The organism is Neobacillus canaveralius, from assembly GCF_047237705.1.
Classification (GTDB): Bacteria; Bacillota; Bacilli; order Bacillales; family Cytobacillaceae; genus Neobacillus; species Neobacillus niacini_K.
On sequence record NZ_JBDFLL010000001.1, the window covers coordinates 2,711,932 to 2,728,636 of the forward strand.

A 16,705-nucleotide genomic window follows, 5' to 3' on the forward strand; every position below is an offset into this window, starting at 1 on the left:
CCACTCTAAAGCTTGATAACTGTTAATAATTTTTTTATCAAAAAATCATGATTTGATTGGGTTCTTTTTATTATGAAGTAAAACTGGATGGTTAAAAAAACTGTCAATTGGAGGGTAATAAAATTTATAAATCCTTTATGATGAAAAGTAGATTTGATTATTGAAACAATTCAAAAAGTAAAATAATATAAAAACTTTATGTATAGAATAATAATTTTTTTTCGTTTTTATTAGTTTATATGTTAGTTAATGACTGAATGATCGCTAGGAGGGAAGCACAGTGAGTAAAATCAATCATATTAAACATCGAAGAGCATTAGATCTTGTTAAACCCTATATTCCAGGAAAACCATTGTGGGAAGTACAAAAGGAACTGCAATTGGATAGAGTGATAAAATTAGCATCAAATGAGAATCCTATCGGACCATCTACTAATGCCCTTGAGGTAATATCTAATAGTCTTAGCACACTCAATCGTTATCCTGATGCACATTCAGTTGAGTTGAAGGCAGCAATCGCTTCAAACCTATCACTGTCCACTAAACAATTAATTATTACAAATGGGGCAGATGAATTAATAACCTTAATTTCAGAAACCTATCTTGAAGCAGAAGATGAAATTATTGTCCCCTCCCCATCTTTTAGTGAATATGATTTCGGCGCCCATTTGATGGGGGCAAAAGTTGTACCTGTTCCTCTGGACAATCATTACCAATTTAATATTGATTTGATTGTATCAGCAGTAACCGATCGTACCAAATTGGTATATATCTGTTCACCAAATAATCCTACAGGGACGTATTTACCAAAATCTAAGTTAGAAGAACTGCTTCAATCCCTGCCTGATCATATTTTGGTAGTTTTTGATAGTGCATATAGTCATTTTGCGACTAACGAAGACTACACAAACGGACTAGAATATGTTCGTGCTGGTTTTCCAATTATTGTTTTACAAACCTTTTCGAAAATTTATGGACTTGCTGGTTTAAGGATTGGATTTGGTGCGGCACCTAGAAATATCATTCAAAGCATCCTACATGTAAAAGAACCCTTTAATGTTAATAGTTTGGCCCAGGCTGCTGCTGCAGCAGCTATAAGGGATGAAGAACATATTGAAAAATCAAAACAGGTCAATACGGCAGGACGAGACCAGTTAAACAAAGCCTTTCAAGAGCTAGGCTTACATTATACTGAAAGCATGAGTAATTTTATTCTAGTTAAATTCGGACCTGTTGCAAAGGAAATCTACATGCAGTTACTAATGAAAGGTATCATTGTCCGTTATGGCAATACATGGGGGATGCCGGAACATATTCGAATATCAATTGGAACACCAGAGGAGAATAATATCTTAATAGAAGCAATAAGTTCAATCCTCTTAACAATACAATTAAAAGGAGAGACAAAATGAACGAACTTGCTATACACCTAAACGACATGATTAATAAATATAATCCGCATGTATTTGAGTTACTTTCGAATCTGGGTAAGAAGTTATATTACCCCAAAGGAATCTTGAGCCAAAGTGCTGAAGCAGCCAAAAAAGCTACCCGTTTTAATGCAACAATTGGAATTGCTACTGAAAAAAAGGTTCCAATGCATTATGAACATATACAAGAAACATTATCCGATTATGCCCCAGAAGATGTTTATCCATATGCACCTCCCTCTGGGAAATTAACATTACGGAATGTATGGAAACAAAAATTATTGCGAGATAATCCATCTATACAGGAAAACTGGATGGGGCTCCCGATTACAACGAATGCACTTACACACGGATTAAGTCTCGCAGCGGATCTTTTTGTAGATGAAAATGATACCATTATTCTTCCAGATAAATATTGGGGGAACTATCAAACAATATTTCATGTACGTAGAGGAGGAAATCTTAAGACTTTTAAGCTTTTTGATGACAGTGACACCTTTAATGTTCCATCATTCAGAGAATGTTTACTACAGCAAAAGGATGCAGGTAAGGCAATCGTTGTGCTTAATTTCCCAAACAACCCGACGGGATACACGCCAAAGGAAAGTGAAGTGCAAGGAATTATCTCAGTCTTAATAGAAGCGGCGGACGCTGGTATTAATCTAGCGGTAATTCTTGATGATGCCTATTTCGGCTTGTTCTTTGAAGACTCTGTAAAAGAGTCATTGTTTGGAAGGTTGTCAGGAATCCATACTAGAATCTTAACGATTAAGGTGGATGGGGCAACAAAAGAAAATTATGTTTGGGGACTTAGAGTAGGTTTTATAACCTTTGCGTCCGATTGTCCTAATATATTGGAAGCATTGGAACACAAAACAAACGGCCTTATTAGAGGAACGATTTCAAGCAGTTCCCATTTGTCTCAGAGTGTCATTTTACGTTCCTTGCAATCTAGCAAGTTTGAAGAGGAAAAATGTAAAAAACATATGATATTGAAGCGGCGGGCGACGAAGGTCAAAGAGATTATTACTCGAGAAAAATATAAAAGAGCTTGGGGTTTTTATCCTTTTAATTCTGGATATTTTATGTGCTTAAAGCTTAATCAGGTAGATGCCGAGGAACTGAGGGTTCACTTATTAAATCAATATGGAGTAGGCACCATAGCCATAAATTCAACTGACTTACGTATTGCCTTTTCGTGTGTCGAAGAAGAAGATTTAGAAGAACTTTTTGAACTCATTTACCTTGGTATCAATGATATAGTATCAAATCGAGTAAGCAATGATGATTCCTTCTATAAAAATTTAACCTGAAATTCAATTGGAGGAGATTAAGGTGGGTACAAATCAAAATGTCAGGGTGGCGGTTATTCAAGCTGCATCTGTTATTATGGATCGAGATGAGTCGATTAAAAAAGCCATTAGCATAATAAAACAAGCGGGAGAAAAGGGTGCTAAAATTGTTGTCTTTCCGGAGGCATTTGTTCCTGCCTACCCTAGAGGGTTATCCTTTGGTACGATTATTGGAAGCCGAACTGAAGATGGCAGAAAAGATTGGTACAGGTATTGGGAGAACTCGATTCCTGTACCTGGTGAAGCGACTGTACAACTTGGGGCAGCGGCACGTGAAGCTGGAGTTTATGTTGTTATGGGCGTTATCGAGCGAGATAGTGAATTTAGTGGTGGTACTCTGTACTGTTCTGTTATTTTTATTGGTCCTGATGGCTCCCTTTTAGGAAAACATCGCAAATTAAAACCGACTGCAGCTGAACGCATCGTTTGGGGTGAGGGTGATGGAAGTACGTTACCAGTATTTGAAACTCCATATGGGAAAATCGGAGCTCTGATTTGCTGGGAGAACTATATGCCTCTAGCTAGGGCAGCAATGTATGCACAAGGTGTCCAGCTGTATATTGCACCTACTGCAGATGCAAGGGAATCTTGGCAGTCGACCATTCGTCACATCGCAATGGAAGGCAGATGCTTTGTATTGTCCTCAAATCAATATGTATCCAAGGATATGTACCCTAAAGATTTAGCTTGTTATGATGACCTTGTATCATCTCCTGATGTGATGAGTAACGGTGGAAGTGCCATCGTTGGACCCCTTGGTGATTATGTTACTGAGCCTGTTTGGGGAAAAGAAGAGATCATAATTGCAGACCTTGATATGAAACAGATCGCCTATAGTCAATTTGACTTTGATTCTGTTGGTCATTATTCAAGGCCGGATGTTTTTAAATTATTTGTAAACAAAGAAAAGCAGGAAAGTACAATTTGGATGAAATAACAGAAGATCAAACCTACGGAACAAAGCCGTTTTCTCTTTATAGGAATTCGGTTTTTTTACATATAGAATGATATTAAAGGTATTGATGTTTTTTTAAATAAACGGTACAAGAATGTTTGAAAAATAATAATGTTTGGTGGGTCATTTTTAATGGATATTGTGAAAACAAATATAGAAGAGGTCATATTTAACGAAATCATTAATGAACATCTTAAACCACATATCAGACAAATTGATGAACACGTTTTTTACCCGAAAGAATTTCTTAATGCGATTGGTAAAGCTGGTTTTTTTAATTCAAACAAAATACAGAAGGAACTTGTCAGCTATAAGGATATTTATTTAATAGAAGAAACGGCAAATTATTGCATGACAACAGCTTTTACAATATGGTGTCATTTAGCAGCTTTGGCGTCTGCGAGATTAAGCAATAATATTGTCATTAAAAACGAGTTATTACCTTTATTAGAATCAGGAGACGTCATTGGCGGAACCGGCTTATCAAACGCATTAAAATATTATGCTGGATTAGAACCGATTCGTATTAATGCAAAAAGGACTGAAGGAGGATATACTATATCTGGAAACTTACCAAGCGTGTCTAATTTGGATGAGGATCATTGGTTTGTTATTATTGCATCTCTAAATCCCAATCAGCGAATTATGTGTATGATACCTGTAAAACTAGAAGGTTTAGTGTTAGAAAGTAAAACAGATTTTATTGGTTTAAATGGTAGTGCGACATATTCTTGTTATTTTAATAATGTGTTTATCCCAGATAAGTGGATTCTAACTGAAGAAGCGGATGAATATATACAACAATTACGGCCAATATTAGCACTTTATCAAATTCCATTGGGAATAGGAATATCCCAGGCTGCAATTGAATCTATTGTCAAAAATCATTCGAAAAATATAGAGGTAAATCAACATGTAAAACCGCAGCCAAAGGAATTAATCGATGAGATCCAGTGTATACGTAAAAATACATATGCACATGCAAAGGCCACGGATCTCACAATTATTTGGAAGGAAATATTGCGAACACGATTAGAAATTGCCAAGATAACCTTGAAAGCAGTCCAAGCAGACATGCTTTATTCTGGTGGCCAAGGTTATTTACAGGGGAGTGATTCATTTAGAAGACTAAGAGAAGCTTATTTCATAGCGAATCTAAGTCCAACCATTAAGCATTTAGAAACGTTATTTTAGTTTACCATTATAAACAGAAAGAGGGCAGCGGTATGTCAAAAGGATTGACGGGGAAAAGGGTTGCTATCGGTGCATCCCGGAAAACGGATGAAATGAGTACACTAATTGAAAAACAGGGAGGTTTTCCAATTGTCCGGTCGCTTCAAGGGACTGTATTCTTGGCTGAAAAAGAGGTAGGACCAAATCTGAATAAAGTCATAAAGGACGGGACGGATTGGGCTATTTTCACAACGGGAATAGGTATAGAAACGTTGTTGGATATAGCTGATAAACTAGAGATTAAACAGCAGTTGGTAAACATAATCCAACAATCCAAGATTGCTTCGCGAGGATATAAGACACTTTCGTCTTTGAAGAAACTGGGAATTTATCCGGAAGCCCAAGATGAAGATGGTACAACCAGTAGTTTAATTAATTCATTGGAGAAATTTGACTTCACCGGAAAAAAAGTTATGGTTCAGCTTCATGGTGAACAAGCGCCGTCCTTAATTAAATTCCTAGAAGAAAAAGGTGCAGATGTAACATTGATTCTCCCATACCAGCACATTCCCCCAGAAACAGAAACCGTTGCAACATTATGTGAAGAGCTGTTGGAGGAAAAGTTGGACGCAATTTGTTTTACTACTGCCGTTCAAGTCCGGTCCCTTTTTAATTTTGCAAGAGATAACGATTGTGTAGACAGAATTTTAACTTCTTTTAATAATCATATACTTGCAGTGGCAGTCGGAAAAGTTACTGCGGAGGCTTTAAGAGAAGAGGGAGTTGAGAAAATGCTTGTCCCTGAACATGAAAGAATGGGAGCAATGATTATGGAACTATCCAGATACTATTGTAATCATTAGGAAAAGCCTAGAATTTTCCTTTACAGTTTGAGAAAAAAGGGCTTTGATTCCCTATACTTTCAGTAATTCAAGTTTATGGGAATCAAAAAGATAGTTTGGTTCCCTGTACACCTTTATAATCCAGCTTAAGGAAATCAAACATGAAGTTTAATCGTTACCGTCATCTATAAAAAGATAACACTTCACGGAGATGATTGGGTTATTCGTTACCCTTTTCTCTAAAAGTTTCGCCGCGCGGGCACGAATTCAGATTAACTAGCCTATTTACCGGATTTTTCCTTTTAGAGAATATAAAATGCACTTTCTTTTAGGTTTCTTCTTATTGCCAACCTGCACTTGTATCATATTACATCTTTAGTTGCAACCTTGGCTGATAAATTGAATTTTTGTAGATTTTCAGATCTAAGATCATAAGCTACTACTTTCTTATTGGACTGCTTGACTACATACACGTAATCCACCGAACAATAAACAAAGATCTTACAATCTTTTTTCCCTCTTTTTACTGTGATAACAAATGGAGTAACAGGTGTCTCTGGTTGTAGAAATAAATTTTCTTTGCCTGGAAAAATATCATATTGTTTTAAAAAAGTAGCATCATTAAAATTTTCAATCAATCGAGTTTTTTCTATCTCGTCTAAGTGCTTTTCTAAATATGTGACAGTTACATCTTTTGAATTTAGTTTTGGATGAAGTGCAAATTTACTAAAAATCCAATCCACCACTGCACTTGGAGGACTCATTACCATTTTAAGCACAATTCCAAGCAATACTGTAAGTGCAATGGTCCATGTCATATCTGATCGACTCCTTTAGTCAAAATCTCTGGTTACTAATTTGCTTGTATGTCTTCGTTTTAATCTTGACATTTAGATTGTCACAACTATTATAAGGTAATTTTCCATCTGACGAACCATCCAATACTCGTGGATTTTAGCCAACCACTTATTGTGTAGATGCAACTTTATTTTCCTATCCACCTATAACCACACAAAATCTACTACCAAGTGAAACGATGTTCCTGTCGATACGCGGAGGATAAAAAAGCTAGTTTACGATACGTTAATGGAAATTTTACGATACGTTCAAGAAATATATACGATGCGTGGGCAAAAAGAAAAAGAAAAAGAAAAAGAAAAACAACAAGAAGATCTTTAGCCGAATAAGAGAAAAATCCAAATCTGTAAAAGAAGTTGTCGTATGTTTTCACACAAGAATATTTTAGTAACTTTCAAACACTCACAAATGTTGAACTATCAATGTTTTGAGTGTTATTGTATGTAAAAATGTATAGACTAGCCAAACCTTTTAGACAAGTTGTATGGAGCTTAAAAGAGCAGTCATAGGAACCTTCATTTCCATTGTCACAAATCATTCACATCTGAAGGAATATCACCCTGTCCGTTTTCTTCCTTTTTCTATATATAAAGGGTGAAAGTACTCTTAAGTGAAGAAAGGTTAGTGATGGAAAATACTGCGGGGACGGTTCTCATGGTTCAAATTAAAAAAATAGACCAGAAGAACCGTCCCCATGGTCCTATGCAAAAATAAAAATTTCCTCTAAATCAACTGAAATAGGGAAATAGGAGAAAATTAAACAATAAATCAAAGAGCTATTTATTGGGGTCAATTTGCCAGTCCCTCGCCAATATAATATCCCTTTTAAATAAAAGAACTCTCGACAAAACTTTCTAACATTCTAGTATATTTTCTCCCCTAAAAATCGCTCCCAAGTCAAAAACCTCTTGGTTCCATTCGATTTTTATATTTCATAACATTATATGACAATATTTTTAATATGTAAGTAGAAATATGTCTTACTGGCTGTTTATTAAGGGTCTAGTCCAAAATTTACTAATTTAGTATAGTTAGAATATACTGAAAATTTTGTGATGTTTTTAGTAGAGATTATAAAAAAGGGGGCAGTATTCTACTCTATTAATCTAGTTTCACAAAGTCCTAGGGGAGGTAGAAACATGTTAAAGAGAATTTCTGCAATTTCACTAGTTTCATTAATGACATTTAGCAGTGTTGGGTTTGCTGTGACAGGAGGAATCACACCACATCAGTTAGATGCACAAAAACCAACGCTCTCAAAAACAAATTTGATAGCTACTGATAAGCAAAACGTCGACCCAGCCAAAGAGGTTCGTGTTATCGTTGAGTTAGCAGGCAGTGCGGCGGTTGAAACGGCCACTAAAAAAGGGGTAAAGTACGATAAGCTATCCAAAGCAGAGCGCAAGCAACTAGAAACTGCTGCTAAAAACAAACAAAAAGCAGCGAAGGATCAAATCAAAGGGAAAAATATTAGCATTAAATACGAACAAGAATTTAATGCCATCGTAAACGGCTTTAGTGCCAAAGTAAAATACGGTGATATTGAAAAAATCAAAGAAGTTCAAGGAGTCAAAAATGTTTACCTTGCAACTGAGTATACACTTCCAACTGAAAAACCTGATATGAAGTACAGTAAAGAGTTGGTTGAGGCTCAAGCTGCTTGGCGTGATTTTGGATATACGGGGGAAGGCATGACTGTTGGAATCATTGATTCTGGTGTTGACCCTTCTCATGAAGATTTTGTTTTATCGGATTCTACAAAAGCTGAACTATCTGAAAGTGAAGTGAAAAATGCAATTTCCGAGTTTGGCCTCCCTGGGACATATCGAACAGAAAAGGTCCCTTATGGCTGGAACTATATGGATAATAACACTGATATCGTTGACGACAATGTAGACACTGGAATGCATGGTATGCACGTGGCTGGAACAGTTGGTGCAAACGGAGATGAAGAAAACGGCGGTATTACAGGTGTTGCTCCTGAAGCACAAATTTTGGCTCTACGTGTATTCGGCGAAGAAGAAGCATCTACATGGGGCGATATTTATATTAAAGCCATTGATGATGCCATCAAACTAGGGGCAGATGTTCTTAATATGAGTCTTGGATCTCCAGCTGGGTTTGTTAATGCCGAGTCCCCTGAACAACAAGCAGTTAAGCGAGCCGTTGATAACGGTGTTGTTATGTCCATTTCTGCAGGTAACTCTACATACTTTGGAAGTGGCTATTTCCATCCGTATGCATCAAATCCTGATTATGGAGTTGTAGGAGCACCTGGTGTTTCTGTTGATTCTATTTCAGTAGCTTCATATGAAAACACTACCCTCACTGTAGATGCAGCCAACGTTTCAATCGCTGGCGGCGAAGCACAACAAGTGATGTTCTTATCCGCAGGTCAGACTGCCCCTACAATAGGATCAACTTTTGAACTGGTACATGCTGGAATAGGAGCTCCTGCTGATTTTACAGGTAAGGATTTGAATGGAAAATTCGCTTTAATTCAACGCGGTACACTAGATTTTGTTACTAAAGCCAAAAATGCTCAGGCTGCTGGAGCAGCAGGTGTGATTGTATACAATAATCAAGATGGAACTGTTAATATGGCAACGGATGCGTCAATCAAGATCCCTCAATTGTTCATGTTAAAAGCTGATGGAGATCGTTTTGCTACAGCACTTCAAAGCGGACAATCAGTAAACGTTACCTTTGCCGGCAAACAAACGACAATACCTAACGTTGAATCAGGGAAAATGAGTTCATTCTCTTCCTGGGGTATAACTCCAAACCTTGATTTTAAACCAGAAATTACAGCACCAGGTGGACAAATTTACTCTACTGCTAATAATAATGAATACCAAGTTATGAGTGGTACATCCATGGCAGCTCCACATGTTTCTGGTGGGTCTGCATTAGTATTACAACGTGTGGATGAAGAATTTGGCCATAATGGCGCTGCAAGGGAGAAGCTTGCGAAGAAATTCTTATTAAACACATCAAAACCAGTTGAATTTGGTGGAGCACCTGTTTCTCCTCGACGCCAAGGTGCAGGTTTAATGCAGCTTCATGCAGCATTATCAACACCGGTCACCGTAACTGACTCCAAAACTGGTGAAGCAAAGGTTGCTCTTAAAGAAGTTACTGGTAATGTGGTAACTTTTACATTAACAGCAGAAAACCATTCTAACGAAGCAGTAACATATGATGTAAGTGCTAGTTCACAAACAGATAGACCTGTTAATAGTAGTGGTGTATTAGTATCAAGACCTAACGAAGTTGGAGCCCTTGATCTAGGAGCCATTGCTAAAGTTAACGGTCAAGCAGTAAGTATAATTGAAGTCCCTGCTAATGGCACAGCGACATTTGACGTTACTGTTGATGTTAGTGATTGGGATGCAGATTTGAAAACAATTTTCACAAATGGATATTGGTTAGAAGGTTTTGTTAAGCTATCTGACCCAACTGATTCAAATCCAGATTTAGTGGTGCCTTATGTTGGCTTTAAAGGTGACTGGAATGCAGCACCAATTTTAGATTCTCCAGCTTGGGATACAATGTCTTACTACGGCTTTACAGGTGTAGTGACTCCTGTTGGTGACAACAGCTACGATTTCTTGGGGGTAGATAAGGCTACTGGTAATCTAAACCCTGATCTTATCGCTATCTCACCAAATGGTGATGGGGTAAATGACAGTGCAACCTACATTCTATCCCTTATCCGCAACGCGAAAAAATTAAATCTTAATGTAATAAATTCGGAAGGTAAGGTAGTAAAAGAAATTAAGACCGAAGTAGATGTTACTAAAAACTACTTTGATGGCGGAAGAGGCCCAGAATACTACCTATTCTCCGACTGGACATGGGATGGTACAATGCAAAACGGCAAGAGAGCTCCTGAAGGTCAATATTACTTGCAAGTAGAAGCAACTCTTGACTTTGAAGGTGCTGAGGCTCAAAAAGTTACGTTCCCAGTGAAACTTGACATAACAACGCCTAAATTAAAAACAACATTAGGTACAGACGGACAAACCGTAACAGTTGATTTATCAGATAAAACAAGTGGTGTTGCTTATTGGTATGTAACGGTTGATGGTAAAATTGCTACAGAAAAACCATACGTAAATGGTGAAACATCACACAAACTTACTACTCCAGTTTCTAAAGGACAAACCGTGACAGTTGTAGCAGTTGACAATGCTGGTAATGCATCAACTAATACTGTAAAAGTTGACAGCAGCGGCAACAACGGAACCACTGGAAATAAGAAAAACTAAAGTGGAGTTGAGAACCTTGTAGCAGTTTCCTATTACCATAGTGGTGATTGCCATTGCTAGTTTGCAAGAAAACCATATATGAATTAGTCTAATAAAATTTGAACTACTATTCGTGGACCTATAAATTAGGTCTGAATAGTAGTTTTTTTTTGACTTTGAGAGTCATGTGGGAGTAACTATTGATTTGTTGGGGAGAAATTATCATTTGCATTGGATTTAATTAATGGGTCATCTACGGATGCAAAAAGACGGACTGCAGACGGACTTATTTCATTCAGTAAAGAAGATGCCTGACACTTTCTTTAGAATCACCTGATAAAGAATAAAAGCGAGTCGGTTATAAAATGCCGACTCGCTCTTTAATGCCCCTGCCAAGGAATACTATTTTACCATAAATGATTTGTAAGTATATATAGGTATTCAGGGTAGGTATTTAATATGAGCAATAAAATTGATAAAAAGTTAAAAAAAAGATAAAGGTGCCACCTCTAAAAAATATTCACAGATTCGTCATAACTTACTAACTTGAAATTTTTGAAATATTGTAAAATTAATTTGATAACACAATCTTTCAGGAGATGATTCTAATGATTGCGAAACAACGGAAGTCTTTTGCTTGCTATTTGTTAATTTCCTTACACATTTTTCTTGGATTAGGTGCTCTTTTTGGTGGAGGTGTATTGATTGTTTCTCCTGATGGTTCGATTTTGTCAATGCCTTTGAAGATGTTACAAAATAGCCCCTTTAATAATTTTCTCATCCCTGGTCTTATACTATTTGTTGGGTTGGGCATTCTCCCACTAATCACTGCAATTTTTCTTATCACTGAAAAGCCATTTAAAATCGCTGAAAAACTCAGACTCTATAAAGAAACACATTGGTCATGGAATAGTTCTTTATACGTAGGTTTTATCTTAATAATTTGGATTACGGTGGAATTGTATATGATTCAAGGAGTTGCGTTTATTCACGTTTTCTACATATTCCTGGGTCTTATAATTCAATCCATTACTCTTCTCCCATCTGTTAAAGAGCACTACTCCAAAAAATAAACTCATGTTATAATGGGTAACTTAGGATAATTACTACTTTTACTTTTAATTTAACGGATGCTAAGAAATGCCTCCGATTAACGATAAAATATGGAGGTGTAAGAGTATGAACAAACGATGGACGATTGGAAAAATAAAAGATTTTGTCGAGAACAATTCGGAAAGTAAGTTGCTAACGACTGAATATCATGGTTTTTCTCAAAATTTACTATTTAAATGTGAATGTGGTAGCAACTTTGAAAAAACATTTACGAAATTTAAAAATAATAATCAACGTAAATGTGACGTGTGCCAACCGCCAAAAGTGTCTCGATAACCTAAAGTGAATAAACGAAGTGCCAATTTCAATTAAAGAGAAGTTGGCACTATTTTGTAATGTCGTGGTGTGGGTCAGTTTCTAATCCATATATAAGTTTTAATTGTTAAACGTTCATGGTGATATAATATCAAAAGAAAAAGAACCCATTATTGAGTTCTTCCTCAAGACATTTCACCCGTTAGCCACTCATGCAGCTGTTTTTCAACATCTTATGTTTCCAGAAAATTTACATTTTCCTCGTAAATTGATTTGAATCCTTATCAAAATGGCTCCTTATTTATAGAGTTAAATATATTTGCCCACATCACGATTTTTGGAAGCTGTATTATTATCTACTTCAGCCCCCTCCCCCATCTGGCTACCAATTACACCGCCTGAAACACCGCCTATAACAGTACCAATTAGTCCTAATGGGGAACCTATCATAGCACCCGCAACGGCATCAGTAAGAGTTCCTACTGTTTCACTAAAGTCACTGGTACTTTGTTTGGCATTTCTACCAGCTTGATTGTTGCTACTTTCTTCTGAATTTCCACCAAAGTTATTGCGATCGTTACTCTGATTCATCTATTCACTTCCTTGTTTATTAATTGGGAATATTCTTATGAAAGCACACCATCCCAAACATATACTACCCACCATAAGTAGATTTACTCACTTTATGAACTAGGAGGCATGCGTTATCCTCATTAATGGCAGCTATTTAGGTATACACCCTAGGGCATTGCTTTAAAAGGGTTCTGTTTTTGTTATTCAACAAACGAAGAAGGTTAGTTGAATCACATATAAGGCGTAAAGGATTTAAAGGAATTGATGCAGAATTATATATTATTAAACGATTCATTTAGTTGGCCACAAAAATCAAGGGGATTTTAGGAGGAATAGTAGATGGATATGAAGTATCCAATCGGCAATTTTCAATTTGATGGTGAGATTACTAACAGCATTACAAAGAATTGGATAAATGAGATTAAAGATTTACCAATATTATTACGAGATGTTGTAAAAGACTTAGATAACGAGCAGCTTGATACACCTTATCGTCCAGGAGGGTGGACTGTTCGACAAGTAATACATCACCTTGCAGATAGTCATATGAATGCCTACGTTCGCTTTAAATTGGCTCTTACAGAAGAAAAACCTGTAATTAAGCCATATGAAGAAACGAAGTGGGCGGAACTTTCTGATTATAAGCTACCAATTGATATTTCACTATCTTTGCTCGAAGCATTGCACATACGCTGGACAGATCTTTTACTTAGTCTAATTCCAGCTGATATGGAAAAGACATTTATCCACCCAGATTCAGGTGAAGTTTCAGTAGGTAAAAATATAGGAATCTACGCTTGGCACGGGCGACACCATCTTGCACATATTACTTCTTTATGTAATCGTAAGGGCTGGTAATGAACTTTGTGAACTATTACACGTAAAGTAACGGGTGGTTTCTACAATAATGTGGAACTCTTTTTTCTTATTCCATTAACGGGTGAGGTTATTGTGAACCCACAACGGAACACAATGTTCATCGTTTAGAATTAACCGTAGTAACCCGTAATGAAGCCGGAATAAGGTTATATAAAAAAATGGGATTTGATATCGAAGGAACAAAAAGACATTCTCTTTATATTGACGGCAATTTTGTCGATGAATACTATATGTCTAAATTTTTATAAAATTAACGGCTATAATTGAATATCACTAGATGCTTCAATGGCTCTCCTTGTTCTACTAATGGAGCAGTTTAAAATCTTATTAACTAACGGATGAGTTAACTTAAAGAAGGAAAAAATGTTTGAATATAATTAATCTGAAATTAGTAAAGGGGATGAACTTAATGACGGAGGTTTTTTTAAAAGTTCAAGACGTACTTGAAAATTACAAAAAAGCAATTTACGAAAAAGATGTTGAAAGATTCATATCGATGTATGCTCCCGAAATGCATATTTATGATTGCTGGGGGAACTGGGAGATCAAAGGTATTTCTTCATGGAAGGAAAATGTGGTAGGGTGGTTTAATGGATTGAGTGAAGATGGTGTTTTACTTAAAGTTGATTTTAATGACCTAGTATTTGAAGAAAATGCAAATCTTGCCTTTGTTCATTGTGCAGTAACCTTTGCTGCTCACCAAGAAGAATCAGGTGAGAAACTCCGCCAAATGACAAATCGGTTCACATATTGTTTGAAAAAAATGAATGAATCTTGGGTTATAACTCATGAACACTCATCATTGCCTATAAATATGGAAACTGGTAAAGGGATTTTTAACTTGAAATAAATTGCTTTTATGCCTTACTAATAGGAATGGAAACAATACTTATATTCCAAATCATCTTTTACTGAAGGCGGCGATGCTTAAACAAGGCATCGCTGCTTCTTTTTGAATTAACAGTGCATTATTCAAAAGATTGAGCTTTTAGTTACCTCATCGACTTTTATCTAAGGAATTTTTTTGCATTTAATTTAAAGTTGCGGATACTCCTGTTATTATCATGATTGCTAATACAAAGTAACCGAATCCAATCTCCGTATTTTTGTCCCTTAGTATCTTTCCTAGTAAGCTTTCAATTAATTGATTTAGAACGAGTAAAATAAAAAATAAAGGTATAAGCAATAGTGGATTTTTGTTTATGAGATTATAGTCGAAAAATAGAACAGCGATAAAAACAAATACAAAAGATATTAATCTACTAATATTATTAGAACCTCGTTTAAAAAGCCATTTGAAAAACTGTTTTAGAGAATTCAACAATAGCGCCCCTTTGTTACAGCGAATTTCCATAATTATCAGTATATATTAATTGTAACTTATTTCCATGTAAATGACTATATAGAAAACAACAATCATCAAGTTAATACATCCAACATTTTTTATTTAATTGAAAGCTAGAGCAGGTTTTTTGTGACTTTTTGTCGAAGGGAAAACTATGAACGATTCCAAGTATAAAATTGTACCATTATTTATTTGGTATTATCCAATCCCAGGCGATAAGAGTAAACAAGATGGAGAATGGAAGTGAAATGTATGCCTGAAAGAATTAAGAATCAATATACAGAATTTTCTTTGGAAAAACAGATCGACTGGTGGAAGGCAATTGTCCATTCAATTAATGATGGAGTCCTAGTCATCGATCATGAGGGTTTTGTAAGACTTATCAACCCTGAGTATACACAAATTACAGGTGTGACCCCTGATATTATTGGAAAAAAGTTGAGAGAATATAGACCAGGTGCACAGCTGCCTGAGATATTAATAGATAGAAAGTGCAGGGTGGGAGTTTATCGGAAAACGGATAAACGGGAATATATTGTTGATATGGCGCCAATTATTATTAACGATAAGGTCATAGGGGCTGTATCAGTCTGCAAAAGTCTGACTGAAGTACATAAACTATCCCTGGAGTTGAAGAAAAATGGGGAAAAATTAAATCAACTAAAAAATAAAATAGATTCTCTTTATCAAGCAAAGTACACACTCAACCAAATTATTGGAAGAAATGGTGGTCTGAAAGAAGCCGTTTATGTGGCAGAAAGGGTAGCGAATGCGATTTTGCCTATCCTCATTACAGGTGAAAGTGGTACTGGAAAGGAGTTATTTGCTCAAGCGATTCATAATGAAAGTAGCAGGAAAGATCAACCTTTTATCCCTGTCAATTGTGCTGCGATACCATCGGCTCTTTTAGAAAGCGAGCTATTCGGTTATGGGGACGGGGCCTTCACCAATGCTAAAAAGGGCGGTAAAATCGGTCTATTTGAGATGGCGAATAACGGAACTATTTTTCTCGATGAAATAGGTGATATGTCCTATGATCTTCAGGCAAAACTGTTAAGGGTATTGCAAGAAAGAAAAATTCGTAGAGTGGGAGAAACAAATGAAAGGAGCATAGATGTAAGGATTATTGCAGCAACCCATCGTGACTTGCAGCAGTTGGTCAAAAAGACTCACTTCAGAGAAGATTTATTCTACAGACTAAATGTTATCACTCTCCAACTACCGCCTTTACGGGAGCGTAAGGAAGATATATCTGACCTTATCTATTCGATGCTCCGTTCATCCCAGGTGAACCTATCAATCGAAAACTCCCCATACGAGTATACCATTAGCAGAGAAACCATGAATTTATTGGAACAGTATGAATGGCCGGGGAATGTACGCGAATTAAAAAATGTTATTGATTATGCATCCTGCATGGCAGAGGGTACGGAGATAAAGATTGAACATCTGCCTGAACTTATTATAAAAAAGCATGTCAGCATATATGAATCAAAGGATCATTCGACTAAACAATCATTAAAAGAAGCCATGGAGGAAACAGAAAGAAAGTTTATTATTGAAACATTAAAGAGATTTGGTAGCGACATTGAAGAAAAGAAAAAGGCAGCAAACTCGTTAGGGATTTCACTCGCTACTTTATACAACAAACTCAAACGATATAACATAGATTTCTAATGTT

General features: G+C 36.3%; 13 protein-coding genes and 1 pseudogene. 12 read left to right on the forward strand and 2 right to left on the reverse strand.

The window, feature by feature from the left end; genetic code table 11:
- Positions 1–280: 280 nt before the first annotated feature.
- The 5 genes from hisC to ABC255_RS13780 all read left to right on the forward strand — a co-directional run bounded on the left by hisC (position 281) and on the right by ABC255_RS13780 (position 5,772).
- Positions 281–1,411 carry a histidinol-phosphate transaminase gene (hisC, locus tag ABC255_RS13760; protein ID WP_412994275.1) on the forward strand — a complete coding sequence of 377 codons (1,131 nt, stop codon included), beginning with the start codon at positions 281–283 and terminating at the stop codon, positions 1,409–1,411.
- Positions 1,408–2,742, forward strand: coding sequence for an aminotransferase class I/II-fold pyridoxal phosphate-dependent enzyme (locus ABC255_RS13765; protein ID WP_412994276.1), 1,335 nt, complete (start codon positions 1,408–1,410; stop codon positions 2,740–2,742). Before hisC ends, ABC255_RS13765 begins: the two co-directional genes overlap by 4 nt.
- A gap of 22 nt (positions 2,743–2,764) precedes the next feature.
- A complete protein-coding gene (locus ABC255_RS13770) occupies positions 2,765–3,718 on the forward strand; it encodes a carbon-nitrogen hydrolase family protein (RefSeq protein ID WP_412994278.1) in 954 nt (317 codons plus the stop codon).
- 150 nt (positions 3,719–3,868) lie between these two features.
- Positions 3,869–4,930, forward strand: coding sequence for an acyl-CoA dehydrogenase (locus ABC255_RS13775; protein ID WP_412994280.1), 1,062 nt, complete (start codon positions 3,869–3,871; stop codon positions 4,928–4,930).
- A gap of 32 nt (positions 4,931–4,962) precedes the next feature.
- Complete coding sequence (locus tag ABC255_RS13780) at positions 4,963–5,772, forward strand: uroporphyrinogen-III synthase (RefSeq protein WP_412994281.1); 810 nt, start codon at positions 4,963–4,965, stop codon at positions 5,770–5,772.
- Positions 5,773–6,113: 341 nt separating this feature from the next.
- Here ABC255_RS13780 and ABC255_RS13785 read toward each other — a convergent pair whose 3' ends face one another.
- A complete protein-coding gene (locus ABC255_RS13785; RefSeq protein ID WP_412994283.1) occupies positions 6,114–6,569 on the reverse strand; it encodes a YfmQ family protein in 456 nt (151 codons plus the stop codon).
- 1,179 nt (positions 6,570–7,748) lie between these two features.
- Between ABC255_RS13785 and ABC255_RS13790 the strand changes: the two genes are divergently transcribed.
- The 3 genes from ABC255_RS13790 to ABC255_RS13800 all read left to right on the forward strand — a co-directional run bounded on the left by ABC255_RS13790 (position 7,749) and on the right by ABC255_RS13800 (position 12,248).
- On the forward strand, positions 7,749–10,880 hold the full coding sequence (locus ABC255_RS13790; protein ID WP_412994285.1) for a S8 family serine peptidase: 3,132 nt from the start codon (positions 7,749–7,751) through the stop codon (positions 10,878–10,880).
- A 587-nt stretch (positions 10,881–11,467) separates the two neighbouring features.
- Positions 11,468–11,932, forward strand: coding sequence for a hypothetical protein (locus ABC255_RS13795; RefSeq protein ID WP_412994287.1), 465 nt, complete (start codon positions 11,468–11,470; stop codon positions 11,930–11,932).
- A 106-nt stretch (positions 11,933–12,038) separates the two neighbouring features.
- On the forward strand, positions 12,039–12,248 hold the full coding sequence (locus tag ABC255_RS13800) for a hypothetical protein (RefSeq protein WP_412994289.1): 210 nt from the start codon (positions 12,039–12,041) through the stop codon (positions 12,246–12,248).
- Positions 12,249–12,536: 288 nt separating this feature from the next.
- On the opposite strand, the gene ABC255_RS13805 is transcribed toward ABC255_RS13800, so the two are convergent.
- On the reverse strand, positions 12,537–12,818 hold the full coding sequence (locus ABC255_RS13805; protein ID WP_412994290.1) for a glycine zipper 2TM domain-containing protein: 282 nt from the start codon (positions 12,816–12,818) through the stop codon (positions 12,537–12,539).
- A 321-nt stretch (positions 12,819–13,139) separates the two neighbouring features.
- Between ABC255_RS13805 and ABC255_RS13810 the strand changes: the two genes are divergently transcribed.
- From ABC255_RS13810 to ABC255_RS13825, 4 genes and pseudogenes are all read left to right on the forward strand, one after another.
- Positions 13,140–13,658: a YfiT family bacillithiol transferase gene (locus ABC255_RS13810; protein ID WP_412994292.1), complete on the forward strand. Its 519-nt coding sequence runs from the start codon at positions 13,140–13,142 to the stop codon at positions 13,656–13,658.
- 107 nt (positions 13,659–13,765) lie between these two features.
- Positions 13,766–13,927 (forward strand): annotated as a pseudogene (locus tag ABC255_RS13815) (GNAT family N-acetyltransferase); the annotation flags it as partial.
- Positions 13,928–14,088: 161 nt separating this feature from the next.
- Complete coding sequence (locus ABC255_RS13820; RefSeq protein WP_412994293.1) at positions 14,089–14,529, forward strand: YybH family protein; 441 nt, start codon at positions 14,089–14,091, stop codon at positions 14,527–14,529.
- 747 nt (positions 14,530–15,276) lie between these two features.
- Positions 15,277–16,701: a sigma-54 interaction domain-containing protein gene (locus ABC255_RS13825; protein WP_412994297.1), complete on the forward strand. Its 1,425-nt coding sequence runs from the start codon at positions 15,277–15,279 to the stop codon at positions 16,699–16,701.
- Positions 16,702–16,705: the final 4 nt, after the last annotated feature.

Coding starts and splice junctions, on each gene's coding strand:
- ABC255_RS13765 (WP_412994276.1), top strand. CDS start 1,408: ATGAACGAACTTGCTATACACCTAAACGACATGATTAATAAATATAAT.
- ABC255_RS13775 (WP_412994280.1), top strand. CDS start 3,869: ATGGATATTGTGAAAACAAATATAGAAGAGGTCATATTTAACGAAATC.
- ABC255_RS13780 (WP_412994281.1), top strand. CDS start 4,963: ATGTCAAAAGGATTGACGGGGAAAAGGGTTGCTATCGGTGCATCCCGG.
- ABC255_RS13785 (WP_412994283.1), bottom strand. CDS start 6,569: ATGACATGGACCATTGCACTTACAGTATTGCTTGGAATTGTGCTTAAA.
- ABC255_RS13790 (WP_412994285.1), top strand. CDS start 7,749: ATGTTAAAGAGAATTTCTGCAATTTCACTAGTTTCATTAATGACATTT.
- ABC255_RS13795 (WP_412994287.1), top strand. CDS start 11,468: ATGATTGCGAAACAACGGAAGTCTTTTGCTTGCTATTTGTTAATTTCC.
- ABC255_RS13800 (WP_412994289.1), top strand. CDS start 12,039: ATGAACAAACGATGGACGATTGGAAAAATAAAAGATTTTGTCGAGAAC.
- ABC255_RS13805 (WP_412994290.1), bottom strand. CDS start 12,818: ATGAATCAGAGTAACGATCGCAATAACTTTGGTGGAAATTCAGAAGAA.
- ABC255_RS13810 (WP_412994292.1), top strand. CDS start 13,140: ATGGATATGAAGTATCCAATCGGCAATTTTCAATTTGATGGTGAGATT.
- ABC255_RS13820 (WP_412994293.1), top strand. CDS start 14,089: ATGACGGAGGTTTTTTTAAAAGTTCAAGACGTACTTGAAAATTACAAA.
- ABC255_RS13825 (WP_412994297.1), top strand. CDS start 15,277: ATGCCTGAAAGAATTAAGAATCAATATACAGAATTTTCTTTGGAAAAA.